11 protein-coding genes are annotated in these 14,480 nt (G+C 69.2%); 10 read left to right on the top strand and 1 reads right to left on the bottom strand.

Annotation, left to right across the window (positions count from 1 at the left end):
* The first annotated feature begins 171 nt into the window (after positions 1-171).
* The 9 genes from topA (at position 172) to ACNF49_RS05640 (ending at position 13,103) form a co-directional block, all read left to right on the top strand.
* Complete coding sequence (gene topA / locus ACNF49_RS05600; RefSeq protein ID WP_482942991.1) at positions 172-2,856, top strand: type I DNA topoisomerase; 2,685 nt, start codon at positions 172-174, stop codon at positions 2,854-2,856.
* 13 nt (positions 2,857-2,869) lie between these two features.
* Positions 2,870-4,123, top strand: coding sequence for a metallophosphoesterase (locus tag ACNF49_RS05605; protein ID WP_498702187.1), 1,254 nt, complete (start codon positions 2,870-2,872; stop codon positions 4,121-4,123).
* 72 nt (positions 4,124-4,195) lie between these two features.
* A complete protein-coding gene (locus tag ACNF49_RS05610; protein ID WP_482942993.1) occupies positions 4,196-4,768 on the top strand; it encodes a helix-turn-helix transcriptional regulator in 573 nt (190 codons plus the stop codon).
* Between the two features lie 141 nt (positions 4,769-4,909).
* Entirely contained in the window at positions 4,910-6,946 is a 2,037-nt protein-coding gene (gene tmk, locus ACNF49_RS05615; protein WP_357973571.1) for a dTMP kinase, read from the top strand.
* A 9-nt stretch (positions 6,947-6,955) separates the two neighbouring features.
* Positions 6,956-8,134, top strand: coding sequence for a DNA polymerase III subunit delta' (locus ACNF49_RS05620; RefSeq protein ID WP_482942994.1), 1,179 nt, complete (start codon positions 6,956-6,958; stop codon positions 8,132-8,134).
* Positions 8,135-8,533: 399 nt separating this feature from the next.
* Positions 8,534-9,007 carry a SigE family RNA polymerase sigma factor gene (locus tag ACNF49_RS05625; RefSeq protein ID WP_357994979.1) on the top strand — a complete coding sequence of 158 codons (474 nt, stop codon included), beginning with the start codon at positions 8,534-8,536 and terminating at the stop codon, positions 9,005-9,007.
* On the top strand, positions 9,004-10,050 hold the full coding sequence (locus ACNF49_RS05630; RefSeq protein ID WP_482942996.1) for a permease-like cell division protein FtsX: 1,047 nt from the start codon (positions 9,004-9,006) through the stop codon (positions 10,048-10,050). Before ACNF49_RS05625 ends, ACNF49_RS05630 begins: the two co-directional genes overlap by 4 nt.
* 120 nt (positions 10,051-10,170) lie before the next feature.
* Positions 10,171-11,028 (top strand): PSP1 domain-containing protein, encoded by an 858-nt coding sequence (locus tag ACNF49_RS05635; RefSeq protein ID WP_482942997.1) that lies wholly within the window; start codon positions 10,171-10,173, stop codon positions 11,026-11,028.
* Between the two features lie 902 nt (positions 11,029-11,930).
* The gene (locus tag ACNF49_RS05640; RefSeq protein ID WP_482942998.1) at positions 11,931-13,103 is read left to right on the top strand and encodes an AI-2E family transporter; all 1,173 of its coding nucleotides are present in this window, start codon (positions 11,931-11,933) and stop codon (positions 13,101-13,103) included.
* A 99-nt stretch (positions 13,104-13,202) separates the two neighbouring features.
* Here ACNF49_RS05640 and ACNF49_RS05645 read toward each other — a convergent pair whose 3' ends face one another.
* The gene (locus tag ACNF49_RS05645) at positions 13,203-13,487 is read right to left on the bottom strand and encodes a hypothetical protein (protein WP_357973553.1); all 285 of its coding nucleotides are present in this window, start codon (positions 13,485-13,487) and stop codon (positions 13,203-13,205) included.
* A gap of 449 nt (positions 13,488-13,936) precedes the next feature.
* On the opposite strand from ACNF49_RS05645, the gene ACNF49_RS05650 reads away from it, so the two are divergent.
* Complete coding sequence (locus tag ACNF49_RS05650) at positions 13,937-14,431, top strand: DUF1269 domain-containing protein (RefSeq protein ID WP_482942999.1); 495 nt, start codon at positions 13,937-13,939, stop codon at positions 14,429-14,431.
* Positions 14,432-14,480: the final 49 nt, after the last annotated feature.

The following is a 14,480-nucleotide window of genomic DNA, read 5'->3' on the forward strand; positions in this document are numbered from 1 at the left end:
TGAGTCAGGGCGCCATGCCGCTCGATGGGGCTTATTCTGCGTGCTTGTGGGTGGACCCGGAAGCTAGTGGGTAGCCCGGGGGAAGGAAATTTCCGCGAGTCGGGTTACCTTTCAGATCTATGCCGACTCCCGGCAGGGGGATTGCAAGCGAACAGTGAGGTAGGAAGCAGCGTGCCAGCCAAGAACGGCAGCTCCGGCGGAACACGCCTGGTGATCGTCGAGTCGCCCGCCAAGGCGAAGACGATCGAGAAATACCTCGGCGCCGGCTACACCGTCGAGTCCAGCATCGGCCACATCCGTGACCTGCCGGAGCGGGCCGACGACATCCCCGAGGCCTTCAAGAAGGAGTCCTGGGCGCGCCTTGGCGTGAACGTCGAGCACGAGTTCGAGCCGCTGTACGTCGTCAACCCCGACAAAAAGGCGCAGGTCAGCAAGCTGCGGCAGCTGTTGAAGGGCGCTGACGAACTCTACCTGGCCACTGACGAGGACCGGGAGGGCGAGGCGATCGCCTGGCACCTGCGCGAGGTGCTCAAGCCGACCGTGCCCGTCCACCGCATGGTGTTCCACGAGATCACGCCGCAGGCGATCCGCGACGCCGTCGCGAACCCGCGCGACCTCAACCTCCGCCTGGTCGACGCCCAGGAGACCCGCCGCATCCTCGACCGGCTCTACGGTTACGAGGTCAGCCCGGTCCTGTGGAAGAAGGTCAAGCCGCGGCTGTCGGCCGGCCGGGTGCAGTCGGTGGCGACGCGGCTGGTGGTGGAGCGTGAGCGGGAGCGCATGGCGTTCACCTCCGCCCACTACTGGGACCTGCAGGCGCTGTTCGACTCGGGCAAGCCCGAGGAGCGGCCGCGTGACTTCACCGCGACGCTGACCTCGGTCGACGGCAAGAGGGTGGCCCAGGGGCGCGACTTCGCCAGCACCGGGCAGCTCAAGACGGCCGACGTGCTGCACCTGTCCGAGGCCGCCGCCGGTGAGCTGGCCGGGCGGCTCCAGGGCACGTCGTTCTCGGTCAGGTCCGTCGAGCGCAAGCCGTACACGCGCAAGCCGTACGCGCCGTTCCGGACGACCACATTGCAGCAGGAGGCCAGCCGGAAGCTGGGCTTCTCCGCCAAGTACACGATGCAGGTGGCCCAGCGGCTGTACGAGGGTGGCTTCATCACCTACATGCGTACCGACAGCATCACGCTGTCGGAGACCGCGATCGCGGCCGCCCGCTCGCAGGCCATCAAGCTCTACGGCGCCGCGTACGTACCCGACAAGCCGCGCGTCTACACCAGCAAGGTCAAGAGCGCGCAGGAGGCCCACGAGGCGATCCGGCCCTCCGGCGAGGAGTTCCGCACGCCGGGCGAGGCCAACCTCTCCGGCGACATGTACCGCCTCTACGAGCTGATCTGGCAGCGCACCGTCTCCTCGCAGATGAAGGACGCGGTCGGCGAGTCGATCAGCGTCAAGGTGATCGGCAGTTCGGCCGCCGGCGAGAACGTCGAGTTCAGCGCCTCGGGCCGGACGATCACCTTCTACGGGTTCCTCAAGGCGTACGTGGAGGGGGCCGACGACCCCTCGACCGACCGCGACGACTCCGAGAAGCGGCTGCCCAACCTGGCCGAGGGCGACGCGCTGACCGTGTCGCGGCTCGACGTGGCCGCCCACTCCACCAAGCCGCCGGCCCGCTACACCGAGGCCTCGCTGGTCAAGGAGATGGAAGACCGCGAGATCGGGCGGCCCTCGACGTACGCGTCGATCATCGGCACGATCCTCGACCGCGGCTACGTGTTCAAGAAGGGCACCGCGTTGGTGCCGTCCTTCCTGGCCTTCGCCGTGGTCAACCTGCTTGAGCAGCATTTCGGCAACCTGGTCGACTACGACTTCACGGCCGAGATGGAGAAGGTGCTCGACGACATCGCCAACGACCGCGCCGAGCGGGTGCCCGAGCTGCAGCGCTTCTACTACGGCGCGGGCGACGGCGACGAGGGCCTGAAGGAGATGGTCACCGACCTCGGTGACATCGACGCCAAGGAGATCAGCTCGTTCCCGATCAAGGGGACGGACATCGTCCTGCGGGTCGGGCGTTATGGGCCGTACCTGGACAGAGACGGCGCGCGAGTCAACGTGCCCGAGGACACCACGCCCGACGAGCTGACGGCGGAGAAGGCCGAGGAGCTGTTCTCGCGGCCGACCGGCGACCGTGAGCTGGGGCGCGACCCCGTGAGCGGGCACATGGTCGTGGCCAAGGACGGCCGTTACGGGCCGTACGTGACGGAGATCCTGCCCGAGCCGGCCGAGGACGAGACGCCGAAGAAGCGGACGAAGAAGGCAGACGCCCCCAAGCCGCGCACCAGCTCCCTGTTCAAGACGATGTCCCTGGACACGATCACCCTCGACGACGCCCTCAAGCTGCTGGCCATCCCCCGGGTGGTGGGCGAGCTCGACGGCGAGGAGGTCGTGGCGCACAACGGGAAGTTCGGGCCGTACATCAAGAAGGGCACCGACTCCCGCTCCCTCACCTCCGAAGAGGACCTGCTGACGGTCACGATCGAGCAGGCCAAGGAGCTGTTCGCGCAGCCCAAGCAGCGCGGGCGGCGGGCCGCCGCGGCGGCGCCGCTGCGGGAGCTGGGCGACGATCCGGCGTCGAAGAAGCCGGTCGTGGTCAAGGAGGGGCGTTTCGGCCCCTACGTGACCGACGGCGAGACGAACGCGTCGCTGCGCAAGGGCGACACGGTCGAGGACATCACCATCGAACGGGCCGCCGAGCTGCTGGCCGAGCGCCGCGAGCGGGCGCCCGCGCCGAAGAAGACCACGCGGAAGGCCCCGGCGAAGAAGACGACCGCGAAGAAGCCGGCGGCCAAATCGTAAGTAGCATCGACGTGTGATCGTGCTGGTCTTCGTCGCTCTCGTCGTGGGGGCGCACTTTTATCTGTGGCATCGGATGGTGCGCTCCGCGACCCGCCCCGGGCGCGCCCGCAAGGCGCTGACCTGGGGCCTGGTCGGGCTCGTCCTGCTCGTGGTGGCCGCGTTCGCGGGCACGCGGATGGAGCTGGGCAACTGGCTGGCCTGGCCGGGCTACCTGTGGGTGGCGCTGATGTTCTACCTCGTGGTGTTCCTGCTCGTGCTGGAGGCGCCGCGGGCCGTCGCGTCGATGCTCATCCGCAGGGGCGAGCGCGGGGCGGTGGCGGTGGCGAGCCCGGTGCAGGAGCCGGTCCCGGCGGTGGCGTCCGCCCCCGCGCCCTCCGAGCCTGCCACTGGGCGTGCCGTTGAGCCCGCCGCTGCGCCCGTGACCGCGCCGACCATGAGCAGGCGGCTCTTCCTGGGACGCACCACCGCGGCGGTGGCCGGGGTCGGCGCGCTCGGCACGGTCGGTTACGGCATGACCAGCGCCCTGGGTGACCCGGTGCTGGAGCCGGTGCGGGTCCGGCTGCCCAAGCTCGACCCGAGGCTGAACGGCCTGCGCTTCGCCGTGGTGAGCGACATCCACCTGGGCCCGCTCACGGGCGTCGGCCACACCGAGCGCATCGTCAGGATGATCAACGGCCTGCGTCCCGACGTGGTGGCCATCGTCGGCGACCTGGTGGACGGGTCCGTGGCCCAGTTGGGTGCCCTCGCCAAGCCACTCAAAAGCCTTGAGTCCCGCTACGGGGCATATTTCGTGACCGGTAATCACGAGTACTACACCCAGAACGGCCCCCAGGAATGGATCGAGGAGCTCGACCAGCTCGGCGTTCGCTCGTTGCGTAACGAGCGCGTGGAGATCAGCCACCAGGGCGCCGTACTGGACCTGGCCGGGGTGAACGACCTCAACGGCGAGGCCGTGGGCGACGGGCCCGACTTCGCCAAGGCACTCGGCGGACGGACGCCTGGGCGCTCCACCGTGCTGCTCGCCCACCAGCCCGTACAGGTGGACCAGGCGGCCGGCTTCGGCGTCGACCTGCAGCTGTCGGGACACACGCACGGCGGCCAGATCGCGCCGTTCAACCTGGTGGTGGGCCTGCAGCAGCCCGTCGTGTCGGGTCTGGCCACGATCGACGGCGTGCAGGTGTACGTCACCAGGGGCGCGGGGTTCTGGGGACCGCCGGTACGCGTCGGCGCGCCGCCGGAGATCACTATGCTTGAGCTGCACTCCTGACTTTGCGCGACGCGGTCGCCACGTGGTGTCATCTTGGCGTAGTATCCGTCCGGATACTCGCAGGAGGTGAGCATGGTGTCCTCCCCGGCCGAAGGGGCGTTGCGCCAGGCGGCTTCGCTCGCGCCCGACGTCGCCTTCTGGGCCAGGCGCGGCGGGCTGCTGTTCAGGCAGGCGCGCCACGCGGCGAGCATGAACCAGAAGGCGCTGGCTAGCAGGAGCGGCACCTCGCGCACCACGCTGTCGGCCTACGAGCACGGCAGGAAGTCGCCGACGCTGGAGACGGCCGGGCGCATCCTCGACGCGGCCGGGTTCCGGCTGGCCCTTGAGCCCAAGGTCGAGTTCGCCGTGAAGTCGGCGGGCGGGCGCAGCTTCCACGTCCCGAGCCGTCTGAGGCGGCTGCCGGTGGCCGCGGCGCTGGGCGTCCTGCGGTTCGGCGGCCGGGTCTACGACCTGGCCTACCGCGACCAGCGCCGGGCGGCCTACTCGGCGCTGCTGATCGAGGGCGGCCCCGCCGACCTGCTCGACCACGTCGACGGTGCGCTGCTCGTCGAGCTCTGGGGCGAGCTGGCCCTGCCGGCCGCCGTCCGCGCTGCCTGGTTCCCTCTGGTGGAGGAGATCAGGCAGGAGGCCGGAGTAATGAATTGACGATGTTTTCGGTGGCATATTCCACACGGGTAACCTGCACGCCGACCCGCGAACGTAATACCCTCAGCCACGGACAAGCGGGTAATTCCGCGTTGTCTCCTGCCTTCCCATGTCCGGCCGACACCTGGATACGCTGAAATCATGACTGCCCCTAGGCGCGCTGCACATGTGCTGGCCCATGCGCCGTTCCGCCGTCTCTGGACGGCCATGTCGGTGTGCAGTCTGGGCGACTGGCTCAACCTCCTGGCCCTGACCGCCCTCGCCGGAAACCTCAACCAGGGCGACTACCGCATGCAGTCGCTGGCCGTGGGCGGCGTGTTCATCGCCAAGATGTTGCCCGCGGTGCTGCTCGGGCCGCTGGCCGGGGTGTTCGCCGACCGGTTCGACCGGCGGCTGACCATGTTCACCGCGGACCTGGCCAGGTTCGCGGTCGTGTTGTCGATCCCCCTCATCGGCACCTACCAGTGGGTGATCGTCGCGACCGTCCTGGTCGAGTGCGTCAACCTGTTCTGGGTCCCGGCCAAGGACGCCACGGTGCCCAACCTGGTGCCCAAGGACCAGCTCGAATCCGCCAACCGGCTCAACCTGCTGGTCACCTACGGCAGCGCGCCGATCGCGGCCCTGCTGTTCGCCGCGCTGTCCCTGGTCGGCGACATGGGGCGCAGCGTCCTGCCGCTGCTGAACGGCATGGACCCGACCGCTCCGGCGCTGATCGTCAACTCCCTGGCCTACCTGGTGTCGGCCTTCCTGATCTTCACGTTGCGCGGCATCCCCAAGCGCGACGGCGCGATCTCGACGCCCTCGGTGCTCAAGCAGGTCGTCGAGGGCTGGCGGTTCGTGGGCGGCAACCGGCTCGTGCGCGGCCTGATCATCGGCATGCTCGGCGCGTTCGCCGCGGGTGGGGCCGTGGTCGGCGTGGCCAAGATTTACGTGGTGGCCCTCGGCGGCGGCGACGCGGCCTACGGCGTCGTGTTCGGCGCGGTCTTCGTCGGCATGGCGCTGGGCATGTTCGTCGGCCTCAGGCTGCTGCACGGGTTGTCGCGGCGGCGGCTGTTCGGCCTGGCCATCACCGTGGCCGGGGTGGTGCTCGTGGCCATCGCGCTGATCCACAACCTGCCGATCGTGGTCATGCTGACCGTGCTGCTCGGGGCGTGCGCGGGCATCGCGTGGATCATCGGCTACACCCTGATCGGGCTGGAGGTCGAAGACGCGCTGCGCGGGCGCACGTTCTCGTTCCTGCAGTCCACGGCGCGGGTCACCCTGCTGCTCGTGGTGGCGGTGGCCAACCCGCTGGCGGCGCTCTTCGGCGCCCACCAGTTCGGCCTCGGCGCCATCGCCTACCGCTTCGACGGCACCAACCTGGTGCTGGTCATCGGCGGCGGGCTCGCGATGGCCGTCGGGATCCTGGCGTTGCGCCACATGGACGACAGGCAGGGCGTCTCGCTGTCGGCCGACCTGATCGCGGCGGTGCGCGGCGAGCGTTACCCCGCCGAGCCGGCCGAGCACGTGCCGGGGCTGTTCATGGCGTTCGAGGGCGGCGAGGGCTCGGGCAAGACGACCCAGTCGCGGCTGATCGCCATCTGGCTGCGCGACCAGGGCTACGACGTGGTCCAGACGCGGGAGCCCGGCTCCACCAAGATCGGCATGCGGCTGCGGGCCATCCTGCTCGACGCTGCCGAGCGAGGCCTGTCGGCCCGTTCGGAGGCCCTGCTCTACGCGGCCGACCGGGCCGAGCACGTCGAGAAGGTGATCCGCCCGGCGCTCTACCGGGGCTCGCTGGTGATCAGCGACCGCTACGTCGACTCGTCACTGGCCTACCAGGGCGCCGGCCGGGCGCTCGATCCCGAAGACGTGTCCAAGATCAACGCTTGGGCGACGGGCGGCCTCGTGCCGCATCTGACCGTGCTCATCGACACGCCACCCGAGGTGGGGCTGACCCGGCTGGGCGGGGCGGCCGACCGCATCGAGTCCGAGCCTTTGGAGTTCCACCAGCGGGTGCGCAAGGAGTTCCGCGCGCTGGCCGCCGCCGATCCCGGCCGCTACCTCGTGGTCGACGGCACGATGCCGCCCGAGGTGCTGACCCGCCAGATCCAGGACCGCATCCGCGAGATCCTGCCCGACCCGGTGCCCCGGGAGTCCGAAGACGCCACGGGCACGATGCCCGCCATCCGCGACTAGCCTTACGCCGTGACAGTTTTCGATGACCTCGTCGGGCAGGACCAGGCGATCTCCGTGCTGTCGCGGGCCGCTGCGGCGGCCGGCGAGGCCGTCAAGGGCGGTCGCGGCGCCGGCATGACGCACGCCTGGCTGTTCACCGGCCCGCCCGGCTCGGGCCGGGAGCAGGCCGCGCGCGCCTTCGCCGCCGCGCTGCTGTGCCCCGACGCCGGTTGCGGCCACTGCGACCAGTGCCACCAGGTGCTGATCGGCTCCCACCCCGACCTGGAGTCCGTACGTCCTGAGGGGCTGTCCTACAGCGTCAAGCAGACCCGCGAGCTCATCCTGCGGGCCGCGGGCGCCCCCACCCAGGGCCGCTGGCGGGTCATCCTGTTCGAAGACGCCGACCGCGCCACGGAGTCGGCGGCCAACGCCCTGCTCAAGGCCATCGAGGAGCCGCCGCCGCGCACGGTCTGGCTGCTGTGCGCGCCGGCCCCCGACGACCTCATGATCACCATCAGGTCGCGCTGCCGCCAGGTCACGCTGACCACGCCGTCCACCGAGGCCGTCGCGCACGTACTGGCCACGCGCGACAGCGTGCCGTGGGAGACCGCCGCGTTCGCCGCCCGTGCCGCGCAGGGACACATCAGCAGGGCGCGGTCACTGGCCCTCGACGAGGGCGCCCGCCACCGGCGGGAGGCCGTGCTCGGCATCCCGCGCTCGCTGACCGGGGTGGGCGAGTGCGTGTCCGCCGCCGAACGCCTCGTCAAGACGGCAGAGGAAGAGGCCGCGGCGGCCACGGCCGCGCTCAACGAGAACGAGACGGCCGAGCTGCGCAAGCTCTACGGCGAGGGGTCCACGGGCAAGGGGCTCAACCGGGGGCTGGTGCGCGGCGGGGCGGGCGCGCTCAAGGAGCTGGAGGACCGGCAGAAGTCCCGGGCCACCCGCATCAAACGCGATTCGCTCGACGCCGCGCTGCTGGAGCTGGTGTCGTTCTACCGCGACGTGCTGGCCATGCAGTTCGGGGCGGGGGTGGAGCTGGCCAACGACGACATCCGGTTCGATCTCGACCAGCTCGCCAGGTCGTCCACGCCGGAGGAGACGCTGCGGCGGATCGACGCGATCATGCGGTGCCGGGAGCGGCTGGGGGCCAACGTCAATCCGCAGATGGCGGTGGAGGCGATGATGTTGTCGCTGCGCGAGGCGGCCTGAGCCGATCCCGGCCACTGCCTGTGGTGGCTGCTTGAGGCTTCGCCTGGGGTGGCTTGCCTCAGGGGCCTGGCTGCGGTGGCCTGCGTTCGGGGGCGGCCTGCGGTAGTGGTGGCGTCGAGCCTGGCGATCAGGTCGGTGGGTCGCCTGTTGGGTGGCTCGATGCGGGGCCGGTGGGGCCGTCGTTGTGCTGGTGGCGGTGTGCGGGGTTCGGCGCCGTCCGAGGGGTGACCTGGTGGGAGAGGCTGTGCGGACGGTGTGCGGCTTCCGCCTTCTCGCATTTCAGGAGAGCGAAAAGACAGCTGGGTGACCGGAGCAGCAAGTGAGCCCGCGAAGCGTCTCTGTAGCGTGGAAGTCGAACTGCTCTCCCAACAACAGGCCCTGGCGCGGCAACGGGTCGATGTGGCATCGATCTTCGCCGAGCATCATGTGGGCCTCGTGCGGCTTGCCCTGATCATGGTCGGCGATCAGGCCACCGCCGAAGACGTCGTACAGGAGGCGTTCGCGCGGACGCACGCGGGCCGGGCCCGTCTGCGCGATGCCGACAAGGCGCTGGCCTACGTGCGTTCCGCCGTGCTCAACGGGTGCCGTTCCGTCCTGCGCAGACGGGCGACGGTGTTCCGGCGGGCGGTGCCCTACGAGCCGCCGGTCTGGTCGGCGGAGAGCGCCGCGCTGCTGGGCGAGGAGCGGCGGGAGGTGCTGCTCGCCCTGCGGGAGCTGCCGCGCAGGCAGCGTGAGGCGCTGACCCTGCGCTACTACTTCGACCTGTCCGACCAGGAGGTCGCCGCGACCATGGGCGTCAACGCGAGCACGGCCAGGTCCACGATCGCGCGAGGGCTCGCTGCCCTCGGCCGGGCGCTTGGGGAGGAATCATGAACAGCCCGATGGAAGACAGACTTCGTGCCGCGCTCGTCGAGGCCGGCGCGACCGTGGACACCGGCGCGCTCAAGCCGCTGCGCACGCCCGAGCGGCACCGGAGCCGGGTGGATCTCCGGCTGGTGAGCGCGGCCGTGGCGGTGGTGCTCGCGGGGGCGACGACCGCCGTCTGGCTGGGCGTGCGAGGTGACGAGCATGTGGCGACGCTGACCGGCCCCACCGGCGGTCAGGCCGACGCGCTGGAGATGTCGATCTTCCTCTGTTCGAGGTCGGCGAGCGGGAAGGCGCCGTCCTGTCAAGGGCATGGCGTCACGCTTGATCAGGTGAAGTCGATCCAAAAGGCGGCGGAGGAGGTCCCCGGCCTCACCTCGCTCATGTATGTGGACCAAGCCGAAGCCTTCGAGAACTTCCGGCGCGATTTCGCGCACAATCAGCGGTTGCTCGACGCGGTGACGGTCGACGACCTGCGTGCTTCGTTCCGGCTGCAGCTTGAGCCCGGCACGGATCCAGTGCGGGTGAAGCAGGCACTCGCACCAACCCCTGGGATCGAGGACATCGACTTGGTGCCCTCCGCCGCTTCCCTTCCGGCATCCGACGCTCAGATCAGCGTCTTCCTCTGCGCCGACGGTTCGGTGCTGCCCGCCTGCGGTGCCGAACGCGCGGCGGACGGCGAGAAGATCGTGAAGGAGGGCAAGGGGGCCACGACCAGACAGAAGGACGAGATCGACGCACTCCTGCGCGCGTCCAAGCAGGTCAAGTCCTTCTTCTTCGAGGATCGGTCGACGGCGTACGAGAACTTCAAGCGCAGCTACAAGGACAACAAGACACTGCTCGCCGCCACCAGGGTCGAGGACATGCCGGAGTCGTACCGGTTGCAGATGAGCTCGGAGCGCGGTGACTGGAGCGCGCTGCTCAAGACCCTGAGGAAGCAACGGGGTGTCGCATCCGTCGTCGACCGCCGTTGTGTGGTCGACGCGGCTCTGGCCATGGCCCGCTACCGGGTCTCGCTGCCGAAGGGCCAGGACTGCCAGACGAGCGGTTGATTCAAGATCGGGCTCGGCGCCCCTCACTTTCACCGGGCGGACACACGTAGTGTGGCAACGGTAGGCCGTAACAACCCCCGAGGCCGTCAGGGAGGCGAGCTCGAGCCCATGGGAATGATCATGGCCGTGAGCTTCACACGCTACGGGAGGCTCTACTACCTCGATCCGGGCGGGCACACCTTCAAGGTCGGCGACAAGGTGCTGGTGCCGACCGACTCGGGCCCCGAGGTGGCGGAGTGTGTGTGGGCGCCGCAGTACACGAGCGAGGACATCGACGGCCTGCCCGTGTGCGAGGGGCCGGCGGGCGAGGAACACCTCTCGCGTGACGAGTCCAACAAACGCCGCAGGGCCGAGGCCCGCAGCGTGTCCAAGAAGCTGATCAAACGACACACGCTGCCGATGAAGGTCGTCGGCATCGACTATCTCGACCAGGACAACGTCTACACCGTCTACTTCTCGGCCCCTCACCGGGTCGACTTCCGGGCCCTGGTCCGCGACCTGGCCCGTAACCTGCGGGCCAGGGTCGAGCTGCGGCAGATCGGTCCCAGGGACGAGGCGCGGCTGCAGGGCGGCATCGGTCCCTGCGGCCGTGACCTGTGCTGCGCCACGTTCCTGAAGGACTTCGAGCCCGTGTCCGTGCGCATGGCCAAAGACCAGGACCTGCCGGTCAACCCGTTGCGCATCGCGGGGGCTTGTGGGCGGCTCATGTGCTGCCTGAAGTACGAGCACCCGTTGTACGTCGAGAGCCGGAACAGGATGCCTCGCGCGGGAAGCCGGGTGAGCACGCCTCAGGGCGATGGGGTCGTGACCGGGCACAACGTCCCCGCCGACACGGTGACGGTGCGCCTGGACGACGGTGGACGGCGCTGTGCGTGCCCTTCCGCGTCGGTGTGTTCGCCACGTATCCAGCACGACACGATGTACGGCAGCCGGGAAGAATCGCCCGACCACGAGCCTTCCGGCGGGGAGGACGTCTAGACACTCATCCCGTTCTGGTGCTCATGGGCGACCGGTAACAGGCTGTCTGCCTTCCCGAAGGCACGTAGAGGCCGTGTGGGGGCTACAGCGCGAGAGGCACGGCTTGTGGTGCTCCGTTCCGGCCCTCGTGCGGCCTCGGGCGCATCGATGAGGCTCACTGTGGTGGCCCGGGCCATGCCGGGGCGGCCCGGAGCAAGGGGGGCGCAGGCGGGGCGGATGGCTGGCTTCCGCACCTCGGGCGGACCCGAAAGCTGACGCCTCAGATAGGCGCCGAAAGGCGGCGCTTCGGGCGGGCTGCTGTGGGCTGATGCCTCGCTGGTTGTTCGAGGCTGGCGCCGCTGGCCGGGCTACTGCGGGCCGGTGTCTCGGGTGGGTGTCGGAGGGCTGGCGTTTCGCGTGGGCTTCGTGGCTGGTGCTTCGCACGGGGGCCTGCGGCGGGCTGCTCAGGCGGGGTTGTTGTTGGCTGATGCGTCGCTGGAGCTGGTCGGGGCTGGCTCGCCGGTGGGGTTGCAGCGAGTTGGTGCTTCCGGGCGGGCTGGTGCGGGCTGGTATCTCGGGGAGCTCGGCTCGGGGGGCTCGGGAAGGTGCGTCCTTGGTGGGGCTGTTGTGGGGGGCTTTGGGTGGGGTGGTGTGGGCGGGGGGTTTGGTGTGGTGCGCCGTTCAGCAGGGGGCGAGGTGGTGGACAAGCCGGTCGGGTGGTAGATGCAGGGCTGGAGCGGCTGGTCGTCGTACGTTGGGTGCGTCACTTCCAGGCATGACGCAGCTCGGGCCGCAGGCTACATGGGACGAACGCGCGGAGGGTTGAGGTCCGTGCGCCCGGATTGAGGGTCGGATTCGTCGTCCGCTGCGGTCTCGTCGTTCACCGTGGTCATCGGAGGTGGGATCTAGATCTCTGGAGAGTCATGAAGAAGCCGGTGCAGTCGAGCTACGGCGGGCCCGCAGTGCAGGTGATGCTTTCACCTGCCAACGTCTGGCGTGCCGGGCTTGCCATGGCGGCCGTCGTCGCCGTGGCGTTCTTCGTCCGGTTCGTGATCACGGACGCGGGTGCGTTGATCGCCATGCTGGTGATGTCGTGGTTCCTCTCTCTGGCCATGGAGCCCGCCGTGCGGCGTATGTCGCGGCACATGCGCCGAGGCAGAGCGACGCTGCTGGTGATGACGCTGTTCATCCTGGCTTTCGTGATCTTCATGATCCTGTTCGGCAGCATGTTCGTGCAGCAGGTCGCGGTGCTGCTGAAGGCTCTGCCCGAAGTGATCGGCAGCGTCGTCGAGTGGGTCAACGCCCGTCTCGGCACCCGCTATGAGATCTCCGACATTCTCAAGTCCATCAAACTCACCCCGCAGCAGGCGGCCGAGTACGCGCAGGGCGCGCTCGGCGGGGTGCTGGGTCTGCTGGGCACGGTGACCGGAACGGTGTTCAACCTGTTCACCCTGGCACTGCTGACGTTCTACTTCTCGGCCGACGGGCCCAGGCTGCGCCGCTGGCTCGCGCAGTTGCTGCCCGGACGGCTCCAGCAGGTCTTCATCAGCGTCTGGGACGTCTCCACGATCAAGACCGGTGGATACGTCTCCTCCCGGCTCATCCTGGCCGCCATCAACGGCACGGCGTCGGCCCTGGTGTTCCGGCTACTGGACATGCCCTCCTGGCTGGCGCTCGGAGCGTGGACGGGGCTGGTCGCCCAGCTCGTGCCCACCATCGGCACCTATATCTCCATTGCCCTGCCGGTGGTGGTGGGACTGGTCTCGTCACGTCCCTGGATCGGTCTGGCCGCTCTGGCGTGGGGCATCGTGTACCAGCAGGTGGAGAACCTGACGCTGGAGCCGAAGATCAGCTCGCGGGCGGTGGACATCCATCCCGGGGTGTCCTTCGCCGCCGTGATCGCGGGGGCGTCGCTGTTCGGTGCGATGGGCGCGCTGCTGGCCATCCCCATCGTGGCCATGCTGCTGTCGCTGATCGACACGTTCGCCACCCGTCAGGAGCTGCGAGAGGCCATGGCCACCGAATCGGCGCCACCGAAGGGCGGAGACGGGGGAGCGTCTTCGAAGGGCGGCCCCGGCTCGCCGCCGCCGAAGTGACGTGGACCCGACGGACGATCGTTCTGGCAGCGGTGTCGAGCGGAGGCCGATGCGGGCCGTCCGGGCGGTGTCATGTGCGACGGTACGGGCGGTGGCCGGTCAGCCGCGGGGATAGCCGGGGATCTGGCGACGTTGGGTCGCGGTGCCGACCCAGTGGAAGAGGTCCAGCGCGACCGATACGGCGATCCAGAACCAGTCCGCGCCATGCAGCCCGACGCCGGGGACGTACAGGATCACGTACATCAACGTGGTGAACGGCAGGAAGATCAGCCCGAGGAGAGGCCAGATCCACGTGTCGAAAGCGGCGCTGACCAGAGCGGGCCGCGCCACCCAGATGATGAAGACGGCAAGTCGCGGAAAGAGGCCCGCGAAGACCGCGAACAAACATCCCATGGCAGCCCACGTCCCTCCATCACGCCTCGCCGGAAGGTAGGCGAAGTGGATGGTCCCCACAGCCGAGGCTGCTCACCCTCGACGTTGTGCATAGAGAGTCCCTGCTTCGATTTGCCTGCCGGGTGCTTTCTCGGCGCGCCGAGGTCTGGTTTCGAGAAATGTGCGGATTTGCCCCAGGGAAATCTTTTGCCTTCTCGCGGTGGCCGCCCGATCGGGAAGAGGGGATCAGAAGATGGACGGCGGCCTGGCAGGGCGATGTCGTCAGATGTCGTCAGATGTGCCGTGATGCGGCCGTTGCGGGTGTTCTGCGGGGAGTCCCAGGTTTGTGGGCCTGTCTGCCTGGAAAGCCGGTCGCAGACCTGTTCCGGCGGACGGCCCGCACTGCTTCCGGGCCGTCCGCATCTGCTCGTCGATGCAAACGATCAGGAGGAAGAAACCCAATGAGCAACCTCATCGCGATCTCCTATCCGGACCTCCCCACCGCCATCGCCGTCCGTGACCGCCTGGCCGACCTGCAACGGCAGAACCTGATCACGATGGAGGACGTGGCCATCGTCGAACGCCGGGCCGACGGGACGATCAAGCTCCACCAGACCAGCGGTACGACGGGTATGGGGGCGGCCGGTGGAGCGCTGTGGGGTGGCCTGATCGGGATGTTGTTCTTCGTGCCGCTGTTCGGCATGGCGATGGGTGCCGCCACCGGAGCGGCCGCCGCAGCCATGACCGACGCGGGCGTCAACGACGAGTTCATGAGGGAACTCGCCGGCAAGCTCGAACCCGGCACCGCCGCGCTGTTCGTCCTGGTCGTGCAGAGTACGCCGGACAAGGTCATCCCGGAGATCCAGTCGTACGGCGGGCATGTCGTCCAGACCTCGCTCAACCGTGAGGAGGAGGCGCAGCTGCGCGAGATGATGGAGGGGATCGGCGCCCGGTGAACGGAATGCCGCACACCACCGCCACGGATCTGCGGCGCGCACGGCTGCG

This window comes from Actinomadura sp. ATCC 39365 (genome assembly GCF_054392275.1).

Excerpts from the sequence above, each read along its gene's own strand:
- ACNF49_RS05610 (WP_482942993.1), top strand. The coding sequence starts at position 4,196 with ATGGTGTCCTCCCCGGCCGAAGGGGCGTTGCGCCAGGCGGCTTCGCTC.
- tmk (WP_357973571.1), top strand. The coding sequence starts at position 4,910 with ATGACTGCCCCTAGGCGCGCTGCACATGTGCTGGCCCATGCGCCGTTC.
- ACNF49_RS05630 (WP_482942996.1), top strand. The coding sequence starts at position 9,004 with ATGAACAGCCCGATGGAAGACAGACTTCGTGCCGCGCTCGTCGAGGCC.
- ACNF49_RS05635 (WP_482942997.1), top strand. The coding sequence starts at position 10,171 with ATGGCCGTGAGCTTCACACGCTACGGGAGGCTCTACTACCTCGATCCG.
- ACNF49_RS05640 (WP_482942998.1), top strand. The coding sequence starts at position 11,931 with ATGAAGAAGCCGGTGCAGTCGAGCTACGGCGGGCCCGCAGTGCAGGTG.
- ACNF49_RS05650 (WP_482942999.1), top strand. The coding sequence starts at position 13,937 with ATGAGCAACCTCATCGCGATCTCCTATCCGGACCTCCCCACCGCCATC.